Here is a 25,971-nt window from a genome sequence, read left to right as displayed (position 1 = left end):
CATAAACCATAAACCGATTCAGTTGTAATCTATGTAAACGAAGATTTAGATGCTGCTGCTTTTTGTACTTGTAACGAACACTTGCAGTGTAAACAGGATTCTTCGTATCCGTGCTTTCCGACCGATACCTTCACCGCCGGTTAGTACGTATCCATCTCCCGTCTTGACGGTCCGGATGCCTTTGCGTAGTAAATACCTTGTTCGTCAGATTCCCTGGTCGGAGTGGCTGGTCAGAACACTGTAGTGTCTGATAATACATGACAGTCCAACGAATATTTCATTTCCTTTCTCCAGGCTACGTGCCTTCTCGTTCCGCTTGCGTTTCTTACGGTATTACTTGTTTCTCCTTTTTCGTCGGACATACACGTGGCTGCTGTTTCTTCTGAACCCATTGGACTCACCCCTTTCTCTTTCTTAACTACATTATACCATAATATATTCCGCTTGTCTTATTCGATTATTAAAATATTACAGAATTATCCATTCTATTATTGCATGAAAAAAGCGAGACGGGGGAGTCTCGCTTTTTTCCTAACTCATTGGGTTTCGTATTGGGGTATACTATTCATCCGGAAACGAATGAAATAAGGGGGAAAGAAGGTAGTATCCTTTTTCCAATTATCTTGCAATCGTCTTGCAAGACTGTTGTTAGTATACCATATGGAGAAGAAAAAACAAGAAATAATAACCTAAAACTATATAAAATATTTAAAAACAATTCAAAAACAGAATAGCAGGATGACTATACATTACCCACATAGACATGGGATATATACTGGCCGGCTGTCCGTTGCAACATTTTTAGCGTTTCTACTGGTGTTGGTGGCAGCGTACAGTGATAGCGCGGAAAATACCGGGTAATATGAAGAGGGATATCCGGGCGGATGGAGGCCAGCCAGGAGGCAAGGGAATCCATGTCATCAGGGCTGTCGTTTATTCCGGGAAGGATAAGGCAGGTTATTTCTACATGTGATACGGCCACTGCTTTTTCGATAGTACGAAGAACCGGAGAAATCGTACCTTGACAAATCTGACGATAGAAATCGTCGTTCCAGCTTTTCAGATCGATGTTCCAGGCATCAATATACGGAAGAAGTGACTGGAGTGGTGTTCCTTCTATATAGCCATTTGTTACCATCACGTTAGAGAGCCCGGCTTCGTGAATCAGCGGAGCTGTTTCATATATCCATTCATACGTCACGGATGGTTCATTATATGTATATGCCAGGCCGATATTTCCTCGTTCCTGCAGGCTGCGGGCCAGCTCTGCCGCTTTCCGGGGAGGCAGTTCCTGCCAGGGAGGACTCCCCTGGGATATGTGCCAGTTCTGACAGAACGAACAGGTCAGATTGCATCCCCATGACCCGGCTGACAGAATCTGACTACCGGGATGAAAGTGATAAAGCGGCTTTTTTTCAACAGGGTCCAGAGCCAGTGCCGTACACTGTCCGTAATTGAGTGCCAGAAGCGTTCCGCCTTCATTTTTCCGGGTGCGGCAGAAGCCTGTCTTTCCGTTTTGTATATGGCAGTGATGGGGACAGAGCTGACACTGGACTGCTAGGTCATTCTCTTTTTTATAATACAACGCTTCCACAGGCCATCACCTACTTGTAGCGGGTTACCGTAAAGCGGTATAAATCAGGATGCACCTGGGGCGGGATGCCAGCCTTTTCTTTGGCAATGTCAATCTGCTGCTGCACCGTATCGACACCGGGTAAATCCGGGAGCAGCAGGCCTGTACGGGCATGGCTCATGACAATGACACCGTATTTTTTCGGATCCAGTTTATCTGGGGACGTGACCGCTTCGGGAGTACCGAGGACGTCAACAGAAATAGACAATTCGTCCAGCTCTTCCGGTCGTACGGGATAGAACCGGGAATCCCGCGTCGCGGCAGAAACGGCGTTGTGTATGATTTCGCTGGCAATGTTCATCTGCATGGGAAGAAATGTCCCGATACAGCCGCGGAGCATGCTGCCTTTGTGGAGGGAAACGAACGCGCCTGCCCGGTCTGTCAGGTCGTCTGGCAGATCTTTTGGTACGGACATTACCGTATGATGTTCCAGATAATAGGCAATGCTTTCTCTGGCCAGGCGCACGCGGATATCGGGAACAGCCCGGTCCGTGACCTGGGCGCCATCACTTTCGTTGAGATACAGGGCGACGCCATACCCGACGCCGAAAGGCCCTTCATACGAGAATACAGGCATAGACGGGTGCATGCAGCGCAGGGCACCAAAGAGAAAGTAGACTGAGGGGAGGCCGCACATACCGGCTTCTTCGATGAGCTGGGATGACATGGCACGGATACCGGAGAGGTCCTGATTTTTCAGTCCTTCCATGACGGTTTTGTCGAAGATAGCGCCTGATGGGGAATAGCCGTTCGGTGAACCGGGTAGAAGCCGGTGGGACAAATCCCCGGACGCGATAATGGCGATACGCCGGCCGGTTACGGCTGCGGCCTGGACGATGAGACGACCTAATTCCATCATGCTTTCATACTCGTCAAAGCGGGGGGACAGAAGGACGACAGGACCGTCAAACCCGGCTTTCCTCATATAATACAAAGGGACGAACGCGCCCTGGTCCAGAAATATGGCATGACCGTATTTTTCAGCCCACTCTTCATCAATCCGGTATAAAGGAGTGTGACCGTCGGCCTGGCGGATGATTTCCTCTGCCAGTTCCATATCGGTATTGACGCTCATAGTCAAATCAGGAAATCCGAATTTTCCCAGATCCCCATGAATCCTGGCTACGGGAAAGATAGCGGCGCTGTCAGAAAAAACGTAATTATGAGGTGTGATGACCACCAGCGTTTCAGGATGCCGCTCCACCAGAAGAGAGGCGGATGTTGAAACAGCGGTTACGGTAGCTTCTATTTTTTTTAATTCCTGTCTGCCGATTTCCGGCAGCATAATGGGCGGATGAGGCAGCAATGCAGCGCCCAGGCAAGTCGTATCCATAGGAAAACCCCCTTTGTGTGAGGAATACAAGGCAGATATATTTCTTATATACTTATTGTACACTATTTTCAAGAGAAAAACAGATGTCTCTGCCTAATGGAGATAGCCGTAACGGGACCCCAGTCTGTAAAACGTGCACATCGTAATGAGCCAGGTGCAGATTTCAGCTATGGGAAAGGCGGCCCATATGCCGGTCGTTCCATAAAAGAGGGGGAACAGGATGATACAAAGCGGCTCCAGAACCAGCGTCCGTACAAATGCCAGCAGTCCTGAAACGAGACCGTTGTTTAGTGCTGTAAAAAAGGCGGAACCGAAATAATTAAAGGTACTGAACAGAAATGCCAGACTATACCAGCGCATGCCCTGCAAGGTAAAATCCCACAGGTGCTGGTCATAACCGACGAAAAGGGCGGTGAGGGAGGAGGCGAACAGCTGGGTGATACAAAAAGCGGTGAGACTGAATGCCGTCAGGATATGCATACTGCGGCGGAACAGATTATGCAGCTCTTCCCGGTTTTTCGCTCCCAGGTGATAGGCGATGACTGGCGATGCTCCGATGGCATATCCCACATAAACGGCGGCAAAAATGAAGCTGAGATACATGACGACGCCATAGGCGGCGACCCCGTCCGGGCCGGCCCATTTCAGAAGCTGATAATTATAGAGAAAGGTGACAAGAGAGCTGGCGGCAACGTTTACCATTTCTGACGAACCATTCAGACAGGTGCGCACCAGAATCCGGGCAGAATAAATACCTCTGCCCAGACGGAGGAGGCTCGTATTGGGGCGGATGAAATACAATACGGGCAGCATGCCGCCTACGGCCATGCCAAGGACCGTAGCGGCGGCCGCTCCTGTCAGGCCCCATCCCAGAACGATGATAAACAGGGCATCGAGAAGAGCATTGGTGATACCGGCTGCAACGATGATTCCCAGTCCCAGCCGGGGCTTTTCGGCTGCCGCAAAGAAACTTTGAAAGGCGTCCTGAAGCATCAGAAAGGGAACGCCCAGAAGGACAATACGCCCATACTGAAGACTTTCTGTCAGAAGAGTCCCTTGTGCTCCCATCAGTTGTAAAACCGGCTGCAGCGTCCATTGACCCAATATCAGGACGAGGATGCCGGCGACAGCGGTGGTCTGGATCAGACTGGAAAAAAATCCGTTGGCGAGATGACGCTTTTTTTGTCCCAGTGTCGCGGCGACAACGGCCGTGCCGCCTGTGCCCAGAAGATAGCCGGGGCCGCTGAGGAAATATACGATGGGCATGACCAGATTGACCGCTGCAAAAGGAGCGGGGCCAACGAAATTGGAAACGAATAATCCGTCTACGACGCCGTAGATGGATGTGAACACCATCATGATCATAGATGGCAGGGAAAAACGGAGTAATGTGCTATATGTAAAGTGATCCGATAATTGAATACGCATATATATTACTTTTCCTGAAAAAATAAAATCCGAAACCGTATTATTATAATAGTAATACGATTTCGGATTTACGTCAAACTAAACGTTGTAAAATGGGCTTAATATTCCGTATCATCCATCAAACTGTCCCGGCCAAAGCGGGTACGCAGGTCCTGCCGTTCCAGATGCCACTGATCGGAAGCGAGGCTCCACGATGGATCGTAGTTAGGAGACTGCATATTGAGGATGCCGCAGATGAATTCATATTCCAGATCATTCGTAAAATACGCATTCTGGTGTTCTTTGACGGTGCGGGCGATTTGCGGATTCCGTGCTGTATAGGTATCAGATAAATAGACGAACATGGGGATGCGGAGGACTTTGAAACTGGAGCCGTCCGGAGCCCGTGCCACATCCGGATCCGAACCGTGATCGGAGAAGTAAATCATGGCATCGAGGTTCAGATTCTGGCGGGCGTAGTCATATATCTGCTGGAGAATCCAGTCTGTGTAGAGAACGGTGTTGTCAAAATCAGCTTCTTCATTGATTTTTCCATCGTTGAAATGCTGGAATTCTGCTGGATACCGGTTGCGATATTCGATATGGCTGCCCATAATGTGGAGGACAATGAAATTCTTTTCGTCAGGATTTACCTGATTCAGGAACTTCAGCAAGGCTCCATCATGCGTCGATTCCTTGAGATCCCGGTCTACCCATTCTGAAACGTCGGCCGTGTTGGCTACCAGTGTGATTGGCGTATCGGCGACGCCGACAGATCCCTGATTGCTGAACCAGTATGTCTTGTACCCGGCTTTTTTTGCCATGTCGATAATGGAAATCGACTGATTGAATTCTTTATCATTATAGAAGTTCGATTCTGTCAGGGCATGTTCCAGTACGGGAACGGTGTACCAGACGCAGGCGTAAGCGTTATTGAACAAGGTAAAACGGGGATTGCTTTTTTCAGACGTCAGCCAGGGCGTATTCGGGACATGCTCCGGATTGTAGGCATTCATCAGGGTACGAGTTTCCGATTCGCCGATGACGACAATGACCGTATCCGGGTATTGTGCCGGATTCAGCTGGATTGCCTGGAGATTGGCGAATTTGCTGGAGTGGTTCTGGGCATAAAGTGCAGACCGTTCCATATAATCATGCGTATCCAGGAAGGTGCGGATGGGAAAACATTCCGGAAATATTTCTTCTCCCAGGGCACCGATGGAAGGCAGAACGATGACCAGGGACAGCAGTGGCAATACCTTACGGCATAATGCGGTGCGGGGCAATGGCTGCTGGATGTACTGGCAGATGACAAAGAATGCAATCAGTGCCACGATGCATATCAGGGCGAGGAGCATGTTGCCCAAACCCAGGGAGCCGAAATATTCCTTTACTTCCGCAGGGCCGGTCTGGAAAATCAGGAGAGCACCCGACGTCGTGATGGAGGAATGATACAGGTAGTAATATCCCCACTGCAGGACGATGACGGAAATAGCCAGAAGCTGGATGAGCGTCATGAGCACCATCCGGATTTTGGGCGGGGCATATTGGCGTAATGCCATAGAAACACAAAATAAGATAGCAAAAAAATACAGCCCCACGTAAATGTCGTAAATGTTGTTCAAGTAGACTGTATTGCTATTGAGTAATGTATTATAGCTCAGCACAGGACCGGTGATAATCCAGGAAATACCGACGACGGCATTAGGGAGGATTGCGGCCAGTGACAGATGTTTCCAATACAGCGCCAGGGATAGTGTGACAGCGCCGACTGCCGGGATGAGGCCGAAGGTCATATCTTCAATATTATCTTCGCCCAGACCGAGTGACACGAGAAGTTCCCATTGGAAACATAAGGCATATATGACGGCAAAAATACAAATAAGGTAGAAAATCTGGCGTCCGGTACTTCCCCTGGCCATTGAAGAAACCTGATTTTTCCTGCACGGAGATGCAGGACGTTTTTTGAAAAAACCTGACATAGGATAACGCTGCCTTTCTGACATAATATCTGTTTGTAAAAAGTCCGGTTACGGCATGTAAGAATCCTGTAAATAGCGGACCGTCCTTATTATACATCATTATAAGTCCTTTACCTAGAGGCAAAATGTTTCTTTTCACCAAAAAAATGAAAAAAACTAAAAAAAGTACTTGCCAAAGTGTGCGATACATGATACAATTCTTTTTGTTCGAGGCATTCGGGCCTTGAATATGGAAGTGGAAACGGCCTCGTGGTGTAGCGGTTTAACATGTCGCCCTGTCACGGCGAAGATCGTCGGTTCAAATCCGATCGAGGTCGCCATATTCGCTCAGGTAGCTCAGTCGGTAGAGCAGGGGACTGAAAATCCCCGTGTCGGCGGTTCAATTCCGTCCCTGAGCACCACAAACAACTTCATATGCGGTCGTGGCGGAATGGCAGACGCGCTACTTTGAGGGGGTAGTGAACGTAAGTTCATATGGGTTCAAGTCCCATCGACCGCACCAACAGACAGATCAGGTTTTCAGTTAATATACTGAAAACCTTTTTTTTATTGTGTATGTGGAAGAATCTGCTTCTGTCAAAATTCATATTCATTCAGTTTTTTGATTGACTGTATCATATTTTTTTATCACAATTGTGTTGTATTATTGTTGTCATAAAACGTGATACGTGCTAAGATTAAAATGATTTCAGGCTTATAAATGAAAGAATACAGGTTAACACGATTAAATTTCTGTTATTATTAACGTGTACCGTGTTTCCTGGGAAAGAATGTGATTTTTTGAAAACGCTGATAAAAAACGGCCTACTCATCGATCCGGCTAATGCGGTGCAGGCAAGACTAAATCTGCTGCTGGAGAATGACCGCGTGCTGGCGGTGACAACAGAGGAACCGGAGGCAGATACGGTAATTGACGCGGCAGGTCAGGTCGTATCTCCCGGCTTTATCGACATCCACATGCATGAAGATTTCGTGACGCACCAGGAAACACTGGAACAGGACGAAACCAACGCTATTTTCGGCTGTATGCTGCGCATGGGTGTGACGACGGTACTGGGTGGTGAATGCGGAATCAACCGCTATGATCCCATCCGCTATCTCGATATAGTGGACCGTGACGGGGCCCCTGTCAATGTTGCTCTCCTGATTGGACACAGCTGGCTCCGGGAATCTGTAGGACACAGGAATAAGTACAGTCATGTCACCGATAATGAATTGCAGGCTATGATTCCGCTTTGTCAGCAGGCACTGGATGCCGGTTGTTTTGGCATTTCCTATGGGATGCGCTACGTGCCGGGGATTGATCACCGGGAATTTGTGACGACGGCCCGGACCTGTGTGCCAGACAGACGGCTTATTGCCGCCCATGTCCGTGACGATGCGGCAGGAATATTTGCAGCGGGCCGGGAATTTCTTGACGTAGCCCGCGATTTGGGGCTGCCCGCTGAAGTATCCCACATCGGATCCATGGCAGCGTTCGGCCAGATGGAAGAATTTTTGAAGATGGTGGACGCATACCGCCTGAACGGCCTCGACGTGACTTGTGACTGTTATCCCTATTACGCATTTTCTACAGCAATTGGCTCGACGACGTATGATGAGGGATGGCGGCAGCGGTATCATTGTGATTATGATGTGGTACAGCTTTGTGAAGGAGACTATCAGGGACAACGCTGTACGGAAGAGATATTCGAAGACGTACGGCGGACACATCCGGAATATCTTACGGTCTGCTATATCATGAAAGAACAGGAAGTAGATATGGCACTCCGCAATCCCGGTGTCATGATAGGCAGTGATGGTATCCTGAATCATGGGCAGGGCCATCCAAGAGCAGCCGGGGCGTTTCTCCGCGTATTCAGCCAGTTTGTCCGCAAGGGAAAACTTTCCTTGTACGAAGCTATCCGCAAAATGACGGCTATGCCGGCGGCACGCATGGGCCTTTCCCGTAAAGGAAATCTGGCAGCTGGTGCCGATGCCGATGTTGTCATTTTTGATCCCGATGTCATTATCGATGGAGCAACCTTTGAAAATCCCGTCCTGCCTGGAAAGGGGATTTCATATGTCCTGATTGGCGGCCAAGTGGCAGCCCGGGACTGTCAGGTAGTCCAGTGGCATCTGGGACGCTCTGTGCGCAAGTAATCTAAGGGGGAATGCAGTATGGAATATGGCTTTTTATCGGTTATACCGCCGCTGGTGACGATCGTACTGGCTCTGGCTATACGCAATGTATTCGTCGCGCTTCTGGTAGGTATTTTCCTGGCAAGTATGACACTCAGCCCGGATATTTTTTCCGGCATCAATGCTACCTTTTATAATGTTGTAAAGACCTTTGCCAGCAATGGCAACACGATTGTCATCATGTCGCTGCTCCTGATCGGGGCGATGCTCTATCTCATCGAACGGTCCGGCGGTATCGAGGGCTTTGTCGATATCATGGTCCGTAAAAAGAGCATCATCCGCTCCAAAAAAGCGGCCGCTTTTTTTACCTGGCTCCTGGGAATTGTCATTTTTACATCGGGATCTCTGAGCTGTATGGTTACGGGATCTATTGCCCGTCCGCTCAATGACAGCATGAAGGTGTCCCATGAAAAAGCTGCATTTCTCATTCATACCACATCTACGCCGTGGTGCGTGTTGCTGCCACTCAGTGGCTGGCTCGGAGCGATGACCGGTTACCTGACATCGGGCGGAGTTCCCGACGATCAGGCCATTACCGTTCTCTTCCAGTCGATTCCTCTGAATTTTTATTGCATCATAGCCGTCGTTTTTGCCCTGATTTCCTGCCTGGCTCCCGTCGATTTCGGACCGATGAAAAAAGCGGAAGAACGGGCATCCCTGACGGGCGCGCTCGATGATCCGGCCCACGTTGCCAGCAGTTCTTCCCAAAGTGCAACGAAACTGGCTCCTAAGGCGAAACCTCATCTGGCTAACATGATTGTGCCCATTGTCGTCATGATTGCGACAATCATCGGCGTTCTCTATGTAACCGGTTCAGGCAATCTCACCAAGGGCGCTGGTATGCAGGCTCTGCTCTGGGGATCGGTCTTATCTGTACTTTCTATTTCCGTCATGTGCCTTGCAGAAAAAGTGTTTACGCTGGAAGAACTGACCAGTGAAGTGCTGAAGGGCATGTGCACCATGTTTGGTATTGCCACCATCCTGTGCCTGGCCTTTACGCTGGGGCCACTGGTAAAACAACTGGGTACCGGAGCATATCTGTCCTCTATCTTTATGCAGTTCCTCACACCATCCCTCCTGCCGCTCCTGACATTCATCATTGCCATGATTTTGTCCTTTGCAACGGGTACGTCAATGGGGACCATGGCTATCATGGCCGTCATCGCCCTGCCTATGGCTATTGACATGGGAGTAAATATCCCACTGACCGCAGGTGCCATGTTCGGCGGCTCCATCTTCGGAGACCACGCTTCGCCTATTTCCGATACGACAATCATGTCCTGCGCGACATCAGGCTGCAACATCATGGATCATATCAAGACACAGATGCCTTACGTATTAGGATTTGCCTGCGTTTCTATGGTATTATACGTCGTCTGTGGATTCATCATGTAAGAAGAAAATTATATACTAACGGAAAAACGCGTACCAGTCACATGGCTGATACGCGTTTTTCCATTGGTGTGTACGGTGTATTAGGATAGTAGGAGGTCAACCGTGGTACAGAATATCTACAATAGGTCCGAAGGCCAGACCGGAAATAATGGCCAGCAAGACCAGAGAGCCTCCGGAAAAGATTAATAATTTGACAAATACTTTTGCCTGTTGGGAGGAAGTGAAATTGTCCAGATTAGTTCCTAATGCTGCCAAAATCAAGGCACCGCCTGTAGACATAGGCGATATGCCGGCAACAGAGCCACCACTTCCTACTGCGGCCATCAGCGCAACCGGGCTGACACCGCCTACCTGGGCGGCAATATCGGCACACATGGGCATCATGGTTGGGTAAACGACGGCCAGTGCCGAACTGACGAGGCTGAGCAGACCGGCAGAGATGCCCATGAGAGGCACAGCCGTGCTGCTGGTCATGATAGAAGAAATTGCCGCGCTCATGAGTTTAATGCCACCTACTTTATTTACGACACTGAGCAGGGCACCGACGGCGACGACCATGATGATTGTACTCCACGGCAGTGCTTTCAGGGCTTCTCCGTCTTTGGCTACACCAAACAGGACGAGAAGAGCAGAAACAAAGAATGCAGCCAGACCAATGTTTATTTTAAAGGCAATCATAAGAATCAGCATGAGAGGAATGCCCAGCAGAGACAGAATCTGGTTTTTTGTGAAAGATGGCAATTTAGTTTCTTTTAAATTCGTTTTCGGGGTTTTTAATTTATACCCTTTGAATAATAAGAAAATGATAAGCACATATATGAGCGTTACTAATGTCTGACAGACCAGGATGATGGGCATGACATTATCGAAACCGGCACTGGCGGCTGCATGAGTAATGATGGCCGCTTCTGGCGTAATACTGGTCATGCGCCCAGCTATGAGGCCGAATTCACCTATGAGGGCGAGCATAAGCGGATTATATCCGACGTGCAATGCCGTAGTGACAGCCAGTGCAGGGATGATAGCGAGCGCTGGGACGGCACCAGGGCCGACACCGGCGATGACGAAGCCGGCAAGGTAAATCGTGATGGGGAGAAGCCAGACGCGATTACCAGTGCTGTCAACTATTTTTTGCGCCAGCAGATCCAGTGCGCCCGTCTGCTTGATAATGGCAAACAGAAGTGTAATCCCAACCAGTGTGCAGAACATGCCGCTGCTGATACCACTGATCAGGTCTTTGTCGGTCAATCCGAAAATCCGGACGCCGATGACGCCCATTGCTAGGGCTACGATACCAATATTGACATGACGAATAAATGCCAGGATAATAGCTGTCAGGAATAAGAGTAGGGCTAACAAATCCATACCCATGATGTAGGACTCCTTTCTGTTCCGGCCAATAGAGGGGAACGTTGACCGGAACGGGGGACTTAGGTCAGATTATTTAGCGCAGGGTTCACCAATATGAATCTGGTGGCTGCTGAAGTTTCCATCGATAATCGTCGTTTCATACTTGGCGGCAGCAAGCATCTTATCAAAGTCGATGCCTGTTTCCATGCCCATGGCATTAAACATATAAATCAAATCTTCAGAGGCAACGTTGCCGGAAGCACCCGGTGCAAAGGGACATCCTCCCAGACCGCCCAGAGCTGCCTGGACATTGGGAATACCAGCTTCAATGGCCGCCAGTGTGCAGGCTACGCCCATATTACGGGTATCATGGATGTGAACTTCGAAGTATTCATTGGGAAATACTTTTTTTACGATTTCAATCGTATTGCGGACCATTTTAGGGTCAGCCTGACCAATCGTGTCGGCTAAACAGAACTTATGAATGCCCAGTTGTACACCGCGGCGGATGATGCGCAATACATTTTCTACGGGAGTGATGCCTTCGAAGGGACAAGTGAATGCTGTAGCCATGGAGAGGATGATATCCATGTCGGGCAGTTCTTCGCGGATTTTGGCCAGGCCTTGCAGTGATTCTTCTACGGTCCGGTTGATATTTGCCTTGTTGTGTGATTCACTGACGGAAATGACTGTATCGATTTTTTTCAGACCACAGTCTGCGGCTGCTTTGGCGCCATAGAGATTTGGGACGAGCGCGAAGAAATCAATGCCTTCATCGCCGTGTTTTTCCAGCGTTTTAGTGACGACTTCTTTGATATCTTTCATCTGGGGGATGGCTTTGGGATGGACAAAGGATCCGATTTCCATAGATTTGACACCGGCACCGATGAGCATGTCGATTACTTTCAGTTTTTCTTCTGTGGGGATAAATTCTTTTACATTCTGGAAACCGTCGCGGGGACCGACTTCAACGAAATTTATTCTTTGTGTCATTGTATATGTACTCCTTTGCAGTATATCAGAGAATCTTTTCGTCCTGTAATTTTTGTACTTCTGTCTTGTCAAAACCGAGTAATTCACCGTAGACAGCTGCGTTGTCCTGACCAAGTGCAGGAGCCGGAACACTGATATCGGGTTTGGTGTCCATTAATTTGACCGGGTTGCCGTTTACTTTCATATCGCCGATAACCGGGTGGTGGAGAGGTACGAACATTTCGCGGGCACCTGCAATATGGGGGTCAGATGTTACACGAGGCAGATCGTTGATAGGTGCAGCTGGTACACCGGCGGCCAAGATTTTTTCAACGGCTTCGTCAATAGTATACTGAGATGACCATTTTTCAATGATGGGTTTCAACTCTGCATAATATTCGCAGCGTTTGATGTTTGTTATGAAACGGGGATCTTCCAGGAGTTCTGGCTGCATCAGAACTTTATTACACAACAGAGTGAAGAGTTTATCGTTGCCGCAGCCGATGACGAAGAGGCCGTCTTTAGCTTGGAATGAGTCGTATGGGTAGGCGGATGCATAGCGGTTGCCCATGAGTTCAGGCTGCTTGCCCGTTGCGAAGAACCGCTGGATGCCAATTTCCAGACTGGATACGACAGAATCGACGAGAGATACATCAACGCGCTGGCCTCTTCCGGTCAGTTCCCTTGCGTGCAGTGCCATGAGAATGCCGATGGTGAGATTCATGCCGCCGAGTACATCACCCATTGCATTGCCGACACGGAGAGGATGTCCACCCGGTTCACCGGTGATACTCATAAGACCGCCCGTAGCCTGGGCGATGATATCGTAACCAGGACGTTTATGATTGGGGCCGTAGCAGCCGAAACCGGAAACAGCGGCATAGATGATGCGGGGGTTGATTTCTTTCAGTACATCATAGCCGACTCCCAGTTTATCCATGACGCCGGGACGGTAGTTTTCAACGACGACATCGGCTTTTTTTACCATTTCTTTGAAGATTGTTTTGCCTTCTTCGGGTTTTAAGTTCAGTGTTACACCTTTTTTGCCACGATTTACATTAGCGTAATACATGCTGGCACCATTTTTCATAGGGCCGAATGCTCTGGTGTCATCGCCTTTTCCCGGCATTTCGATTTTGATTACCTTGGCACCATAATCAGCCAGCATCATTGTGCAATACGGACCGGCAAGAACGCGGGTTAAATCGAGTACTACAATATCTTCTAATGCTTTTTTTGTCATGTTTGTTCACCTTCATGAAAATATAGAAACGTTGAGTAATGGGGCGTGGGAAAATTGTCTGTATTTATTGTCCGGACTGTATAAGACAGGTTTTCCAATTGACGAGGTCATTATACAACTTGCTTTTTGAATATGGCAAATATAGTGGTATTTTGTTATTGTACAAAAATGTATTATTTTGGTTTAAATTGTATTTATATGTATATAATAAAATGGCATATCATTTGACTAAAACGTTATAATTAACGAAGAATATTTGACTATATAGTTGTAAATATGTTTATTACTGTCAATTATTGTATAGTGTGTACAATACATTGCTTATACATTTTGGACTGGTGAAAAGAAAATTTTAGCAGCGTCCATGCAACATCGGTGCAAATAAATCAGCGGTGAGGCGTATATGCCAGATGCATGCATCGCGTTGAGCATAAAAAAATACCGATAGACAAAGCAAAAATTTGCTGTGTCTATCGGTATTTGAATCAAATGCAGAAGTAGTTTTATTTAGAATAATGGATATGCAGAAGTTTCCACTGTCCGGATACTTTCCGGAAGACCTGCGTTTCTATACCTTCAATGCCATAATCTTCTCCTGTTTCTCTCAGACGGCAGACTGTATGATAAGAGAAGATAACAATGGCATTTTCTTCATCTATCTGGTGAATGTCGATATGATCGGCAAATAATTCGATAGAGGAATAGCGTGCCTGAATTTTATCAATCAAAAAATCCTGATAAATAGCTTCATCCCCATGAAACACACTAGTCAGGGAAATCAACGTGTCGGCTTTATTTCCCGTCCACAGGGACAAAAAAGAATCTTTGTCCTGCGTATGGATGGCAGTAATGTACGATTGGACAATCTGCTGGATTTGTTCGGTATCACTCATAATAGGCCTCCTGCGTTACTGTGGATTCTCCCTTTCTGATGGCATAGAGGGATGTCCTGCTGCTTTTAAAGAATTAAGGTATGCCTGAATCATACTATGATTTGTGATGAATGTCAATCAATACATTACATCTATTGCAAACAAAATCATCGGATATTACTGATTTTTATATTTAGTTCATCCATCTTTTTGTATAATGTGCTGCGGCTACAATTCAACATCCGTGCGGCTCTGGATATATTGAGATGACTGGCTGTCAATGCTTCTACAATAGCTGAGCGGGTCCATTTTCCCAGTGTTACATCCTGACTCTGGATTAATTCATTTTCTTCATGGGGCAGTGTGGACATGATTTCTTCTACGGTCATATCATTTTTTAAAAGGACACTGACCCGTTCCACGATATTAGATAACTGGCGGATATTGCCCTTCCATTCATGCCCCTGAAAATAGTGGATGATAGTGTCAATCTGTTTTTTATATAGTGCGTAATCGGCCCCGAAATTGCGGTGGAACCAGGTATCACAAAATAATACATAATCCCGGTCTCGTTCATGAAGGGGAGGAATATGCAAAGTAAGGACACTGAGGGAATACATGAGTTCTTCGAGGAAACGGCCTTGTCCGGCATCTTTGGTCAGATTATGGCTGGTGGATGCAATAATGCGGACATCGATGGGGATGACCTTATCACCGCCGATACGGCGTACTTCTTTCGTATCGATGATCCGGGCCAGCAACGACTGGACATTGAGTGGAGCATCGCCTATTTTATCAAGAAACAGTGTGCCACCATGGGCCAGTTCAAATGCCCCTTCTTTGCTTCCTTTGACACCAAAAGGGGAAAAACCATTTTCATAGCCGAGGAGATCAGCTTGTAATGCCTGTGATGAATAATTAGTGCAATTGATGGCAACAAATGGCTTTTTTCGTCGGCTGCTTTCATGGTGGATAGCATGGGCAAACATCTCTTTTCCCGTGCCAATTTCACCAAGTATCAGAATATTGGAATCTGTATGGGCATAACTTTTGGCGATGCGGACTGCACGGCGGAAGGTGGAGGACTCGCCAATCATGTCAGAAAAACGGTAGCGCGAAGCCAGGCCTTTGCGATGCAGACTACTGCGTATCTTTTGTTCACTGTTCCGGATAGATTCAATATCTCGGAATGTGGCGACGACGCCTTCGACTTCCCCGTCGATGACGATGGGAACACGGTTGGTATTGATGATGACGTTATCAATTTTCATCAATTCATCTAATTCTTTATGACCATTTTGTAATACAATTGGCATTTTAGTGGATGGCAGGATTTCTTCAATATGGCGGCCTTCATAGGGCTTATTCTTTAGTGGAAGGATGTCTTCTGCCTGCTTGTTGACTACTTCTACTTTTCCTTTTTTGTCAATGGCAATAATTCCGTCATGAGTATAATTGAAAATAGTTTCGTACCGTTTCAGATGAAGTTGCAATGTGCGGTTGCGCCGTTCACCGTCTAATACGGATTTTAATACCTGCTGGGCGGCGTCTAATGTTATTTCAATATCTTCACGGTTGTTTTCTAATGTATAGTAATCCATATGGAGTTGTTCTGCATAGATTTTGGTAAGGACTCCGCCGACACCGTATACATTGCCATCTTTTTTAGCTTGTTTGACAGCGGCTATTGCGCTTTCCGTATCGTTAAAATAGTAGTAATTGGCATCTACATTTAAAAAGTAGCAAAGGGATTTGACATTATCCTGGATTTTTTCTACAGAGAAAAAAGCAACGGGGCCGGTCGCGTTGCGTATTTTTTTGAAGGCATTGATGTAACTGCCGCTGGTCATCTTTACTGTAAGGACTGGAACTGTAAATTTTTGTTTTAGTAGATATGCAGCTCCGCCGCGGCTGATAACTACTTTAGTGTTGTGTTTTATAGCATTAGCCACGATGCCTTCGGCTTCTTCTAATATGGCTGTGCGGATAGTGATTTCCATGCCCCGTTCCTCTGCGACATCACGGACCAGATTTGCTAGTTCTTCAGATGGTGAAATAAAAAGTATTTGTTTCATGGCTCATTCTCTTTTCTTTGTATTCCGTGCTACTTTATAGCTGTAGTATATCACGAAACGACCGACGGCAGAATATACTTTGATAGAAATCATCTGGCAAAAAAAGATGTAATAAAAATATTGACAACATAGACGAACGATGATATAGTATGCCTTGTAAGATGAAACAATAAATATTACTTTAAATATTCGGTATTTGATACGTGGGGAGCAGGAATCCCCCGGAAGGAGACTAAATCATGAAAATTGCAGTTGTAGCAGCAGATGGCCGTGTGGCAAAAAAAGTAATCGCAGAAGCCTTGAACCGGGGTCATGAAGTAACAGCATTTGGCCGTCATGATGTCAATGAAACACCGACTAAGATGTATATTAAAAAAGATATCCTCAATCTGACAAGAGAAGATCTGCAGGGGTTTGATGCCGTTGTCGATGCTTTTGGTACTTGGACTCCGGAAACATTAAACAATCATTCTAAGACATTGAAGCATCTGGCAGATATTTTGTCCGGTACCAATGTCCGCCTTCTGGTAGTCGGCGGCGCCGGTTCACTCTATGTTGATCCGGAACATACGACTCAGCTTGTCGATACGCCGGATTTCCCTGAGGCTTTCAAACCTCTTGCCACGGCACAGGGAAAGTCACTGGCAGAACTTCGCCTGCGTACTGATGTCAAATGGACATACATCAGTCCGGCAGCGGATTTCCAGGCCGATGGTGAACGGACAGGTCACTATATCCTTGCTGGTGAAGAATTCAAACTCAACAGTAAAAATGAATCGGTCATTTCCTATGCCGACTATGCCATTGCCATGGTAGATGAAATAGAAAACGGAAATCACATCCAGAAGCGGATTTCTGTCGTCCGTGCATAATGATAAAAATTTCGTGCAGACGTACTGTCATTGACAACAAATCCCCCGGCCGGTCAGATTATTTCTATCTGACTGGCCGGGGGATTATCATTGTATTCAGTATCGGGCAGCAGGTGGATTACATACCGCGCAGGCCGAGCTGTACCGGATCTTCCGTATTCTGTTTAAATTCGATTTCCGGTTTGGCAGCGAGCATTTCAAGAGCATAACCGACACCGGCAACGACACCGGCGCGGAGGCCTTCTTCGTCGATATCAAACTGCGGTGTGTGATGGTTGCCGCCACAGCCTTTTTCTTTATTGGCAATGCCGGTAAACGTAAAGACTCCCGGGAAGAGGGATAACGTCAGGCCAAAGGTTTCGGAAGCCATCCACGGTTCTACATCGTACAGGGCGTCTTCGCCGAGGTATTTGGCGACAGCTTTGCGGGCATAATCACCGCAGACCGGGTTGTTGCGTACTTCCAGCAGCGGCTGTTTCATGCGGACCAGTTCATACGTGCAGTCGTAGTTGTCGCATTCGTTTTTGAGAAGTTTGAGGAAGTCATCATAGAATTTTTTTCCGGCATGTTCATAGCTGAAGAAACGGGATGAACCGCCGAAAAAGAGTTCGTTCGGGATGACATTATAGGCAGAGCCGGCCTGGACTGTACCAATAGAAAGAGTCAGGCATTCCAACGGATTGACATCGCGCATGCGCAGTGCCTGCAGATTGCCGTAGAATGCATGGAAGCAGTCAATCGGGCTCTGGGACAGATCTGGACGGGAACCGTGCCCGCCGTGGCCCTTGATTTTGATCTGGAAGGCAAAACCGCCAGCCATGGCAGCTCCTTTTTCTACATTGATTTTGCCAGCCGGTACATCCCAGCGGACATGGGTGCCATAGCAGTAATCAATATTCTGCTTGAGCAGATAAGGCATGAGATGCTGTGTTGCATCGGAACCTTCTTCGGCACGTTCAAACATGAAAATGACGCGTCCGGACCACTGGTCTTTGATTTCCTGCAGGATTTTAGCTTCTGTAAGCAGCATGGAAATATGGCCGTCATGACCGCAGGCGTGCATTACACCAGGATTTTTGGAAACGCATACACGTTTCTGATTCAGATTGGTTTCTGTTTCCTGAATAGGAAGACCATCAATATCGGCACGCATCAGAACGGTTTTACCAGGGCCATTGTCAATAAAACCGAAAACGCCACCGTGTTCCACGACTTCTGTACGGATTCCATATTCTTCCAGTTTTTTCTGGATTGTATCACATGTCGCATCTTCTACATTGGACAATTCCGGATGTTCATGAAAATAACGACGTAATTTAACTAATTCATCATAGTGAGCATCTGCTAACGCTTTTACATTAATCATTGGAAAAGACAGCCCCTCTCGAAATATTTTCAGACTTTTAGCAAAGATTATTAAATAAAAATTTTGTTTTACTGTAGGCAACTTCATTATATCACGGTATATATCAAAGTAAAGAGAAAACCAATAGACCGTTTTCTTATCAGGCATATTACAATATATATCAGAACCAGTTCGTGTATAAAAACGTTGAAAAGTATTCTATATATTTACGAATGATAATGATAATATAATTATGTTTAAGTAAAAAAATTAATGAAACCGATATATAATGAAGTAGATTTGCACTTAATTTTTGTTTTAAAAATACATAAATATACACTAAATAAAGAATAAATAATTGATAAAGCAATCGGAATTTTAAAATAATAATTATAACATATCGGTTGTATGACAGAATTATGTATTTTATCTATATATTGAGAAGAAAAAATGCGATACAATACTTAAATATTTATAATAAAAATTGAATTATCTTTATTAATATAAGGAATAGGAATTGAACTATCTAAAGCAATAAGAAAAACATATAGATAATGTTTTTGCAAAACTATGCAAAATGTATTATACTAAGTTGAGATAATCATAGGAGGGTGGGGAAAAACATATGGAATACTATGCTCGACTGCGAATATTGCGGCGGGAGAGAAAATTATCCCAACGAGAAGTTGCTAAACTTTTAAATTGCACACAGGAAGCATACGGTATGTATGAATTAGGAAAACGAAAAATTTCTGTGGAGAAGTTGATCATATTAGCACGTTTTTACAACGTGTCCCTGGATTACATTACAGGCCTGAAGGATGAATAAAAAGAACCCTGCCAGCAAGAGGGGAAGTGCTGACGGGGTTCTTTTTTATTATTTTTTTTCTTTTAATTTATTCCAGATTGTAGCGCGGCTGATTCCTAATTTGTTAGCCAGGCTCTGTTTATTTCCATTTTCTTTTTGCAGGAGCTGCCTTATTATTTCTTCTTCCATTTTTCGTAATGGGGTTGTTTTATGCTAAACCGCTACGGAGAACAGGGCTTGAAACGTTGCCGCAGTTTTTCACACTTCATTATGGGAAATGGGCAGGAGTCATGGTTGGTGTTGCAACAATCCTTAGTATGCTCATTTCTCAATTGCCGGGAACCATTGCAGCTATCCAAATTTTTATTCAAGTGTTAGGCATTACCCCGGAAGTATCCTCTGTACTTTTTGTTTTTGTTGTTGTTGCTACTGTATTTTTTAGTGGTCAGAAGGGAAATAGTTTAACTGGTTTGATAAAGATGGCTTTACTATGGGGCTCTCTGCTGATAGGGGGCTTTATTGCTATTAAATATTTAGCATCTATGCCTAGTGATGAATTTCATGCGATGTTTCCATATGATCCCTGGTTTAATTTATTTAGCCGTGGTACGGCTGAAGTATTGGGAAATATTTTTTCAATGATGGTAGGTATACTATCGGCACAGGCATATATTCAAGCTCTGTTTTCTGCAAGTGATGCAAAGACAGCGGCGCGCGGAGCCTTTACAGCTTCAGCGATTATTATTCCTATAGGCTTGCCTATAGTTGCTATTGGGATGTTTATGCATGCGACACATCCGGAAATCATACCGATTCAGGCGCTTCCTACCTTTTTCTTAGGATATTTTCCTGATTGGTTAGGCGGTGTAGCGATTGCGGGAATTTTACTGGCAATTATCAGCTCAACTGCTGGCATGGCATTGGCTATTGGTACTTTATTTGCCAGTGACTTTGTAGGGAACTTAATGCATGTTAAATCTAATTCAAAAATACTGTTGACGAATCGGCTCACGATTCTTATTACAATGGTAGTAGGTACCTATTTCTCATATTTATATTTAAATGCAACTATTTTAGAACTAAATTTTCTTTCTATGATTCTTCGTGGAGCGGGTGTATTTGTACCTTTGTCGCTTGCTGTCTTTAAACCCGGATGGTTGACTCCGAAATGGGCTTTTGCATCTATTTGTTGTGGGACATTATTGCCAATCATTTCTAAAATGGTATTGCATTTAACTATTAATCCTTTGTATCTGGGTTTAGGGTCAAGTGCATTGCTTATCATCATAGGTATTATGGTCAGCGGTAAATCATTCCGGCAAAGTTATCTGGCCGCTCAGACGGCTGATAATAATCGAAAGGAAGAAAGTAAGGAAGACTAACATAAATAGATAAGGAGGGATATTATGGAACATTCATATGACTTTTCTATAGGAGCCCGGAGATTAAAAAATGTACATCCATCAGCAATTCGTAAAGTCTTAGAAAGAGCGACTATCTTGAAGAATGAAGGGAACCCAGTAATATTTTTAAGCATTGGAGAACCGGACTTTAATACGCCGGAAGATATAAAAAGTGCTACTATTCAGGCATTAACAAATAATTTTACACATTATACTTCCAATCGGGGCTATCCGGGTTTGCGTAAAACATTACAACATTATATTAAAAATGAAACCGGAGTGGATTACGATCCGGACAGCGAAATTATTTTGACATCAGGTGGTGCGGAAGGCTTAAATAATGCCATCTTAAGTTTTGTTGATCCTGATGATGACGTGATTGTGCTTACTCCTTCATTTGTAAATTACAAATCATTAGTTAATATGTGCGAAGCACATTTTGTTGATGTACCATTAAAAGATTTCCGATTAGATCTAGAAGCTATTCAAGCTGCGATTACACCTAAAACTAAGATGTTAATCATTAATAATCCTAATAATCCTAGTGGCGTCGTATTTACACGTGAAGAACTGGATGCAATCTGTAAATTGGCAAGAGAGAATAATTTCCTTATTTTATCGGATGAAATGTATAGTCAATTAGTATATGGGGATTCGGTATTTTATTCCATTGCTAATTTCTCCGATATGAAAGAAAGAACTATATTAGTCAGCGGTTTTTCTAAAACTTTTGCAATGACAGGATGGCGAGTAGGGTATATTGCTGCACCTAAGAATCTGGCTGATGTGATTATGCGCACGCATCAATATTCGACTACGAGTGGCACAACATTCATACAAGTAGGATTAAGTGAAGCAATGGAAAGTAAAAATACAAAACAAGCCGTCAATTTGATGGTTAAGACATTTTCTAAGAGAAGAGATTTAATTGTAAAAGAACTATCTAAAATTCCTGAATTGACTTATTCTAAACCGGATGGGGCATTTTACTTATTGGTGGATGTTTCTAAACTGGGGCTGTCAGGTGATGAATTTGCCAAAGTATTGCTAGAAAAGAAATATGTAGCGACAGTGCCAGCTAAAGCATTCGGTGATGCCTATGCGGATTATATCAGAATATCGTATGCTACTTCGGAAGATAATATTATCGAAGGTGTACGCAGGATTTCTGAACTTGTTCAGGAAATAAAGAGATAACCCTAAAACTTTCTTTCTATACTTTGAATTTGGCGACACGTACGAAGAGATTTGTTCGTGCCGCCAATATTCTTTATACATTATGTGAAAATTAGAAAAATTTTGAAAAGGAAAATGCTTTGATTAGGAGAATAAATTATATAGGTGATATAAAAGTAGAAGATATTTTGTAAGGAGGTTGCAATATGGCCAAACGTACAATTTTTGTTAACACGTTTACAAACGGTATTTTAGGACCAGATGTTCCTATGACAGGCCCAGTAGCGGATGGAGGATATATTGTTGCTAACACGGCACCTGGCTGTTGGGGACCAATGTTAACTCCTGCTATTCGTGGCGGACATGAAGTGACAACGCCGGTCATAGTAGAAAATGCGGAAGTCGGTGATGCAATTGCCATAAAGATTGTCTCGGTTCAGATTACATCACATGGTACGGCTTCAGGGAACGATAAGGTTTTTCCTGACAGGTGTTTGGGGGATCCCTTTGTTGCCGGAAAATGTCCTCAGTGTGGCACGTTGTATGAGGAGACCATCATTAAAGGAATTGGGCAGGATGCTATTCGCTGTAAAAACTGTGATGCTCCTGCAGCACCTTTTGCTTTTACAAGTGGATATACGATTGCATTTGATGATAATCACAAAATTGGAGTGACACTTGATCAAAAAGGTGCTGAAAAGGCAGCTTATTCTGGGCGGACATTTATGCAAACACCAGATAATTCTGTTCAAAATCCTGTAGTAACACTGGCTCCACATGATCTGCCAGGGATAGCTACACGATTGAGGCCTTTTTTAGGGCAATTAGGAACGACGCCGCCTGTCAATACTCCGGATTCTCATAATGCCCGTGATTTTGGACAATTTCTTGTAGGCGCTCCTCATGAATATGCGCAAAGTGAAGAGGAATTGAAAACTGTTACCGATGGACATATGGATATTAACAGAGTCAGGGCAGGATCTGTGCTCATTGCACCTGTCCGTATTCCAGGTGGCGGTGTTTACGTAGGTGACATGCACGCATTGCAGGGAGACGGGGAAATAGCCGGTCATACCTGTGATGTATCAGGTATTGCAATTTTACAGGTTTCTGTCATTAAAGGATTGACTCTTGATGGTCCGATTCTGTTACCGTTGTTAGAAGATTTGCCGTATCTTGCTAAGCCGCTTACAGATGCAGAAAGAAAACTGGCACAACGGGAAGCCGATAAATGGAACGTAAAACTTGAAGAAGCGGCTCCTATTTCTTTTATTGGTACAGGTTCTAATTTGAATATAGCTATTGAGTGCGCTATGCAACGTGCGGCAGAATTACTTGACATGACAGTGCCGCAGGTTATGAATCGCATTACTATCAGTGGTGGATTAGAAATTGGCCGGGCTCCAGGTACCGTCACAGCTACATTCAGAGCTCCTGTAGAAAAATTGAAAAAGTTGGGGCTATGGGATATGATCAAAGAACAGTATAGTTTATAGAGAAAACGTCCAAAGTAAATCAGATGCTGGCCACATTTACCAGCATCTGATTTATTTTGGAAATAGTGAGTTTATTTTATATTTGTTTATTTCTATTAGAAATTGTTCTTTAAAATATGATATAAGGGGTCTGATGGACTTATCTATAAAACGATTGGTTAAGAGGTAACAACTTCTGTCTGGTGGAGGATCAGCAATCCTGTAAAGCTGAACGGGCATATTCTGACTTACGATATAAGCCGTACATTCTTGCATAATGGTCCAGTAAGATGTGTTTTTTAACCAAAGTTGATTTATGATAGGAGAGTCAGCCATCATTTGAATGGGAGTGTTTTTAAAGACTCGATTATGCCAGTACAAAAAGGCATTGTCCCAACGGCCAAATAATTCGTAATGTGGATCAAGTTCATCAGTTGAAATTAGAGGAATTTCTGAGGTCGGATTTTCGCAATATTTTACAACAAAATAAGGTTGAGAAAATAATTGTTCACAAGCAACACCTGGTTCGTTGCGAACATCTGATACTATGGCCAAATCAACTTGTTTATTTGCAATTAGCTTGTATACATCGTGGGTTTGGTAGGTATAAACAAAAGGATGGGTACCAAGTTCCTGATTCATTTGCAGACATACGTTGGCAATAAATGGTGTTTGAAAACTAGCGATACATGAAATGAGGAGAGAGTTAGCCGTTTCTTGCGAACTTAGCGATAATTCATTGTAGAGATTATATAATTCTTTTGCTTTTTCAAGAAATACGATTCCCCGTGGAGTTAACTCTATTTCCTGCTTGCCTTTTTCACGGACGAGTAAAGCATAACCGAGTTCTGATTCGAGTTGTTGCAAGCGCTTTGTAATAGTTGGCTGAGTTTTATATAATAAGTGAGCGCATTTAGTAATATTACGTACTTCGCTGAGTACAATAAATGTTTCTAATAGTTGATACTCCATGTGAAAATCCCTCCCCTCTTTCTTATTTTACTATTAAATATTCTATTTTTCTATATTTAATAGTAAAATATTTAATTTTTATTTATATTAAATCTGATTTACAATTAAAATGTAATAAATGAAATAACTGTTAATAATTATTGAGATTGTGAAAAATATATTAAAATGATTTGGAGGAGAGAAAAATGAAAACAAAATTCGGGGAATTGTTTGTAGAAAAAGATCTGAAAGAAGTAAGAGAAAAATTTGCGTATGTCGATCATGATTTTGTTGGTAATAAGCGCATCTTTTTTGATAATGCTGGTGGTGCGCTTCGTTTAATTAAGGCGGAAGAAGTTTTTAAAAAGGTTGATTTAGTTCCAGATTGTTCAGAACATTCGAATAAAATAGCTCTTATGTTGAAAAAGATTGATGAACAAGGAAGAGCCGATATTCGAACCATTTTTAATGCTAAAAAAGGTTCACTGGTGTTTGGCTTTACTGCATCACAGTTAATGATGCAGGCAATACGCGTTGTTGCAGCTTCTGTCAAGGGAACTAATGTTGTCACGACAGCGCTTGAACATCCGTCGGCATTTGATGCTTTGAAAATACAAGCACGTAAATACAATTGGGAGCTACGGATAGCACATGCGAATAAATTGACGGGCGGAATTGATACTGAAACTATATTAAATCTTATTGATAAAAATACGGCAATACTTAGTGTGATGTCTGCCTCTAACATTTCTGGGCACATTATGGATGTGTCAACCATTGCTAGTCGTGCCCGTGAAATCAATCCGGATATTATTATCGTCAGTGATGCGGTACAGCATGCACCACATGGGATTCTGAATCCGGAACAGAATGGTATTGATGTTATGAATATAGCGCCGTACAAATTCTTTAGTATACGCGGCATGGGGCTTATGTACATGTCCAATCGGGTCAATAAAATGAAACATGATCAAGTAGAATGTTTGCCAGACGATATGTGGGAATTGGGGAGTCCGTCTACAGCTCAGTTTGCGGCTATTACGGAAATTGTTAATTATGTATGTGAATTGGGAAAACATAAGTTAAAGAGTTCAACCAATAGGAGAGAGCTGTTTGAACTGGGAATGGAACGTATTGCCAATCACGAACGGGCACTTCTCGAGATTATGCTTGAAGGTACGGATGCAGTAAAAGGTCTTCGATATATTGATGGAGTCAAAGTATTAATGGATGACCCTGATTTGTATCAACGTGATTTAATAACAGGCATTGAATTTGCCAATATGGGTCCGCAGCAGGCTTGTGCCGAATTAGAAAAACGAGGAATTGTTGCCTTTGAACGCGTTGCAAGCAGTGAGTTTTCTGCTCGGATGGTACACGAATTTGATTCAGAAGGAATTGTTAGGATTTCACCTTTACATGTCAATACACCGGAAGAAATCGAACAATTTTTGCATGCTGTTAAAGAAGTAGCTGCTTTATAATAAGTTGTCTATTG

19 protein-coding genes, 3 tRNA genes and 1 pseudogene are annotated in these 25,971 nt (G+C 44.4%); 11 read left to right on the top strand and 12 right to left on the bottom strand.

Annotated elements, in window-relative coordinates:
* Positions 1 to 742: 742 nt before the first annotated feature.
* The 4 genes from amrS to DW949_RS04295 form a co-directional block, all read right to left on the bottom strand.
* Entirely contained in the window at positions 743 to 1,594 is an 852-nt protein-coding gene (amrS, locus tag DW949_RS04310) for an AmmeMemoRadiSam system radical SAM enzyme (protein WP_118022011.1), read from the bottom strand.
* Positions 1,595 to 1,604: 10 nt separating this feature from the next.
* Positions 1,605 to 2,966, bottom strand: coding sequence for an AmmeMemoRadiSam system protein A (amrA, locus tag DW949_RS04305; RefSeq protein ID WP_118022010.1), 1,362 nt, complete (start codon positions 2,964 to 2,966; stop codon positions 1,605 to 1,607).
* 93 nt (positions 2,967 to 3,059) lie between these two features.
* The gene (locus DW949_RS04300) at positions 3,060 to 4,394 is read right to left on the bottom strand and encodes an MATE family efflux transporter (RefSeq protein WP_118022009.1); all 1,335 of its coding nucleotides are present in this window, start codon (positions 4,392 to 4,394) and stop codon (positions 3,060 to 3,062) included.
* 98 nt (positions 4,395 to 4,492) lie between these two features.
* Positions 4,493 to 6,295: a phosphoethanolamine transferase gene (locus tag DW949_RS04295; protein WP_118022008.1), complete on the bottom strand. Its 1,803-nt coding sequence runs from the start codon at positions 6,293 to 6,295 to the stop codon at positions 4,493 to 4,495.
* A 303-nt stretch (positions 6,296 to 6,598) separates the two neighbouring features.
* Here DW949_RS04295 and DW949_RS04290 point away from each other — a divergent pair.
* From DW949_RS04290 to DW949_RS04270, 5 genes are all read left to right on the top strand, one after another.
* A tRNA-Asp gene (locus tag DW949_RS04290) sits at positions 6,599 to 6,675 on the top strand.
* A gap of 5 nt (positions 6,676 to 6,680) precedes the next feature.
* Positions 6,681 to 6,756 (top strand) — tRNA-Phe (locus DW949_RS04285).
* A gap of 15 nt (positions 6,757 to 6,771) precedes the next feature.
* Positions 6,772 to 6,857: transfer RNA gene (locus DW949_RS04280), tRNA-Leu, on the top strand.
* Between the two features lie 278 nt (positions 6,858 to 7,135).
* Positions 7,136 to 8,497 (top strand): amidohydrolase family protein, encoded by a 1,362-nt coding sequence (locus DW949_RS04275; protein ID WP_118022007.1) that lies wholly within the window; start codon positions 7,136 to 7,138, stop codon positions 8,495 to 8,497.
* 18 nt (positions 8,498 to 8,515) lie between these two features.
* On the top strand, positions 8,516 to 9,931 hold the full coding sequence (locus DW949_RS04270) for a Na+/H+ antiporter NhaC family protein (protein ID WP_118022006.1): 1,416 nt from the start codon (positions 8,516 to 8,518) through the stop codon (positions 9,929 to 9,931).
* A gap of 96 nt (positions 9,932 to 10,027) precedes the next feature.
* On the opposite strand, the gene DW949_RS04265 is transcribed toward DW949_RS04270, so the two are convergent.
* The 5 genes from DW949_RS04265 to DW949_RS04245 all read right to left on the bottom strand — a co-directional run bounded on the left by DW949_RS04265 (position 10,028) and on the right by DW949_RS04245 (position 16,443).
* Positions 10,028 to 11,302, bottom strand: coding sequence for an SLC13 family permease (locus DW949_RS04265; protein ID WP_118022005.1), 1,275 nt, complete (start codon positions 11,300 to 11,302; stop codon positions 10,028 to 10,030).
* Positions 11,303 to 11,371: 69 nt separating this feature from the next.
* A complete protein-coding gene (locus tag DW949_RS04260) occupies positions 11,372 to 12,274 on the bottom strand; it encodes a hydroxymethylglutaryl-CoA lyase (RefSeq protein WP_118022004.1) in 903 nt (300 codons plus the stop codon).
* Between the two features lie 25 nt (positions 12,275 to 12,299).
* Positions 12,300 to 13,496 carry a CaiB/BaiF CoA-transferase family protein gene (locus DW949_RS04255; protein ID WP_118022003.1) on the bottom strand — a complete coding sequence of 399 codons (1,197 nt, stop codon included), beginning with the start codon at positions 13,494 to 13,496 and terminating at the stop codon, positions 12,300 to 12,302.
* A 503-nt stretch (positions 13,497 to 13,999) separates the two neighbouring features.
* A complete protein-coding gene (locus DW949_RS04250; RefSeq protein WP_118022002.1) occupies positions 14,000 to 14,389 on the bottom strand; it encodes a nuclear transport factor 2 family protein in 390 nt (129 codons plus the stop codon).
* 146 nt (positions 14,390 to 14,535) lie between these two features.
* Positions 14,536 to 16,443 carry a sigma-54-dependent Fis family transcriptional regulator gene (locus tag DW949_RS04245; protein WP_118022001.1) on the bottom strand — a complete coding sequence of 636 codons (1,908 nt, stop codon included), beginning with the start codon at positions 16,441 to 16,443 and terminating at the stop codon, positions 14,536 to 14,538.
* A gap of 239 nt (positions 16,444 to 16,682) precedes the next feature.
* Here DW949_RS04245 and DW949_RS04240 point away from each other — a divergent pair, with 239 nt between their 5' ends.
* The gene (locus DW949_RS04240) at positions 16,683 to 17,315 is read left to right on the top strand and encodes an NAD(P)-dependent oxidoreductase (RefSeq protein WP_118022000.1); all 633 of its coding nucleotides are present in this window, start codon (positions 16,683 to 16,685) and stop codon (positions 17,313 to 17,315) included.
* Positions 17,316 to 17,433: 118 nt separating this feature from the next.
* On the opposite strand, the gene DW949_RS04235 is transcribed toward DW949_RS04240, so the two are convergent.
* Positions 17,434 to 18,681 carry a M20 family metallopeptidase gene (locus tag DW949_RS04235; RefSeq protein ID WP_118021999.1) on the bottom strand — a complete coding sequence of 416 codons (1,248 nt, stop codon included), beginning with the start codon at positions 18,679 to 18,681 and terminating at the stop codon, positions 17,434 to 17,436.
* A 604-nt stretch (positions 18,682 to 19,285) separates the two neighbouring features.
* On the opposite strand from DW949_RS04235, the gene DW949_RS04230 reads away from it, so the two are divergent.
* The gene (locus DW949_RS04230; protein ID WP_059075608.1) at positions 19,286 to 19,489 is read left to right on the top strand and encodes a helix-turn-helix domain-containing protein; all 204 of its coding nucleotides are present in this window, start codon (positions 19,286 to 19,288) and stop codon (positions 19,487 to 19,489) included.
* 48 nt (positions 19,490 to 19,537) lie between these two features.
* On the opposite strand, the gene DW949_RS13935 is transcribed toward DW949_RS04230, so the two are convergent.
* Positions 19,538 to 19,657 (bottom strand): helix-turn-helix domain-containing protein, encoded by a 120-nt coding sequence (locus tag DW949_RS13935; protein WP_118021998.1) that lies wholly within the window; start codon positions 19,655 to 19,657, stop codon positions 19,538 to 19,540.
* Here DW949_RS13935 and DW949_RS04220 point away from each other — a divergent pair.
* The 3 genes and pseudogenes from DW949_RS04220 to DW949_RS04210 all read left to right on the top strand — a co-directional run.
* Positions 19,642 to 20,850, top strand: a pseudogene (locus DW949_RS04220) (sodium:solute symporter); the annotation flags it as partial. The gene DW949_RS13935 and the pseudogene DW949_RS04220 overlap by 16 nt on opposite strands.
* A gap of 24 nt (positions 20,851 to 20,874) precedes the next feature.
* The gene (locus DW949_RS04215; protein ID WP_118021996.1) at positions 20,875 to 22,068 is read left to right on the top strand and encodes a pyridoxal phosphate-dependent aminotransferase; all 1,194 of its coding nucleotides are present in this window, start codon (positions 20,875 to 20,877) and stop codon (positions 22,066 to 22,068) included.
* A 185-nt stretch (positions 22,069 to 22,253) separates the two neighbouring features.
* Positions 22,254 to 23,543, top strand: coding sequence for an acetamidase/formamidase family protein (locus DW949_RS04210; protein WP_118021995.1), 1,290 nt, complete (start codon positions 22,254 to 22,256; stop codon positions 23,541 to 23,543).
* A 51-nt stretch (positions 23,544 to 23,594) separates the two neighbouring features.
* On the opposite strand, the gene DW949_RS04205 is transcribed toward DW949_RS04210, so the two are convergent.
* Complete coding sequence (locus DW949_RS04205) at positions 23,595 to 24,494, bottom strand: LysR family transcriptional regulator (RefSeq protein WP_118021994.1); 900 nt, start codon at positions 24,492 to 24,494, stop codon at positions 23,595 to 23,597.
* A gap of 185 nt (positions 24,495 to 24,679) precedes the next feature.
* Between DW949_RS04205 and DW949_RS04200 the strand changes: the two genes are divergently transcribed.
* Complete coding sequence (locus DW949_RS04200) at positions 24,680 to 25,957, top strand: aminotransferase class V-fold PLP-dependent enzyme (RefSeq protein WP_118021993.1); 1,278 nt, start codon at positions 24,680 to 24,682, stop codon at positions 25,955 to 25,957.
* The last annotated feature ends 14 nt before the right edge of the window (positions 25,958 to 25,971 follow it).

Source organism: Megasphaera sp. AM44-1BH (genome assembly GCF_003467125.1).
Lineage (GTDB): Bacteria > Bacillota > Negativicutes > Veillonellales > Megasphaeraceae > Megasphaera.
This window is presented reverse-complemented; position numbering and strand designations above follow the sequence as displayed.

Excerpts from the sequence above, each read along its gene's own strand:
- DW949_RS04205 (WP_118021994.1), bottom strand. The coding sequence starts at position 24,494 with ATGGAGTATCAACTATTAGAAACATTTATTGTACTCAGCGAAGTACGT.
- DW949_RS04240 (WP_118022000.1), top strand. The coding sequence starts at position 16,683 with ATGAAAATTGCAGTTGTAGCAGCAGATGGCCGTGTGGCAAAAAAAGTA.
- amrA (WP_118022010.1), bottom strand. The coding sequence starts at position 2,966 with ATGGATACGACTTGCCTGGGCGCTGCATTGCTGCCTCATCCGCCCATT.
- DW949_RS04230 (WP_059075608.1), top strand. The coding sequence starts at position 19,286 with ATGGAATACTATGCTCGACTGCGAATATTGCGGCGGGAGAGAAAATTA.
- DW949_RS04295 (WP_118022008.1), bottom strand. The coding sequence starts at position 6,295 with ATGGCCAGGGGAAGTACCGGACGCCAGATTTTCTACCTTATTTGTATT.
- DW949_RS04250 (WP_118022002.1), bottom strand. The coding sequence starts at position 14,389 with ATGAGTGATACCGAACAAATCCAGCAGATTGTCCAATCGTACATTACT.
- DW949_RS04235 (WP_118021999.1), bottom strand. The coding sequence starts at position 18,681 with ATGATTAATGTAAAAGCGTTAGCAGATGCTCACTATGATGAATTAGTT.
- DW949_RS04200 (WP_118021993.1), top strand. The coding sequence starts at position 24,680 with ATGAAAACAAAATTCGGGGAATTGTTTGTAGAAAAAGATCTGAAAGAA.
- DW949_RS04265 (WP_118022005.1), bottom strand. The coding sequence starts at position 11,302 with ATGGGTATGGATTTGTTAGCCCTACTCTTATTCCTGACAGCTATTATC.
- DW949_RS04215 (WP_118021996.1), top strand. The coding sequence starts at position 20,875 with ATGGAACATTCATATGACTTTTCTATAGGAGCCCGGAGATTAAAAAAT.
- DW949_RS04255 (WP_118022003.1), bottom strand. The coding sequence starts at position 13,496 with ATGACAAAAAAAGCATTAGAAGATATTGTAGTACTCGATTTAACCCGC.
- DW949_RS13935 (WP_118021998.1), bottom strand. The coding sequence starts at position 19,657 with ATGGAAGAAGAAATAATAAGGCAGCTCCTGCAAAAAGAAAATGGAAAT.
- DW949_RS04245 (WP_118022001.1), bottom strand. The coding sequence starts at position 16,443 with ATGAAACAAATACTTTTTATTTCACCATCTGAAGAACTAGCAAATCTG.
- DW949_RS04300 (WP_118022009.1), bottom strand. The coding sequence starts at position 4,394 with ATGCGTATTCAATTATCGGATCACTTTACATATAGCACATTACTCCGT.
- DW949_RS04210 (WP_118021995.1), top strand. The coding sequence starts at position 22,254 with ATGGCCAAACGTACAATTTTTGTTAACACGTTTACAAACGGTATTTTA.
- DW949_RS04260 (WP_118022004.1), bottom strand. The coding sequence starts at position 12,274 with ATGACACAAAGAATAAATTTCGTTGAAGTCGGTCCCCGCGACGGTTTC.
- DW949_RS04270 (WP_118022006.1), top strand. The coding sequence starts at position 8,516 with ATGGAATATGGCTTTTTATCGGTTATACCGCCGCTGGTGACGATCGTA.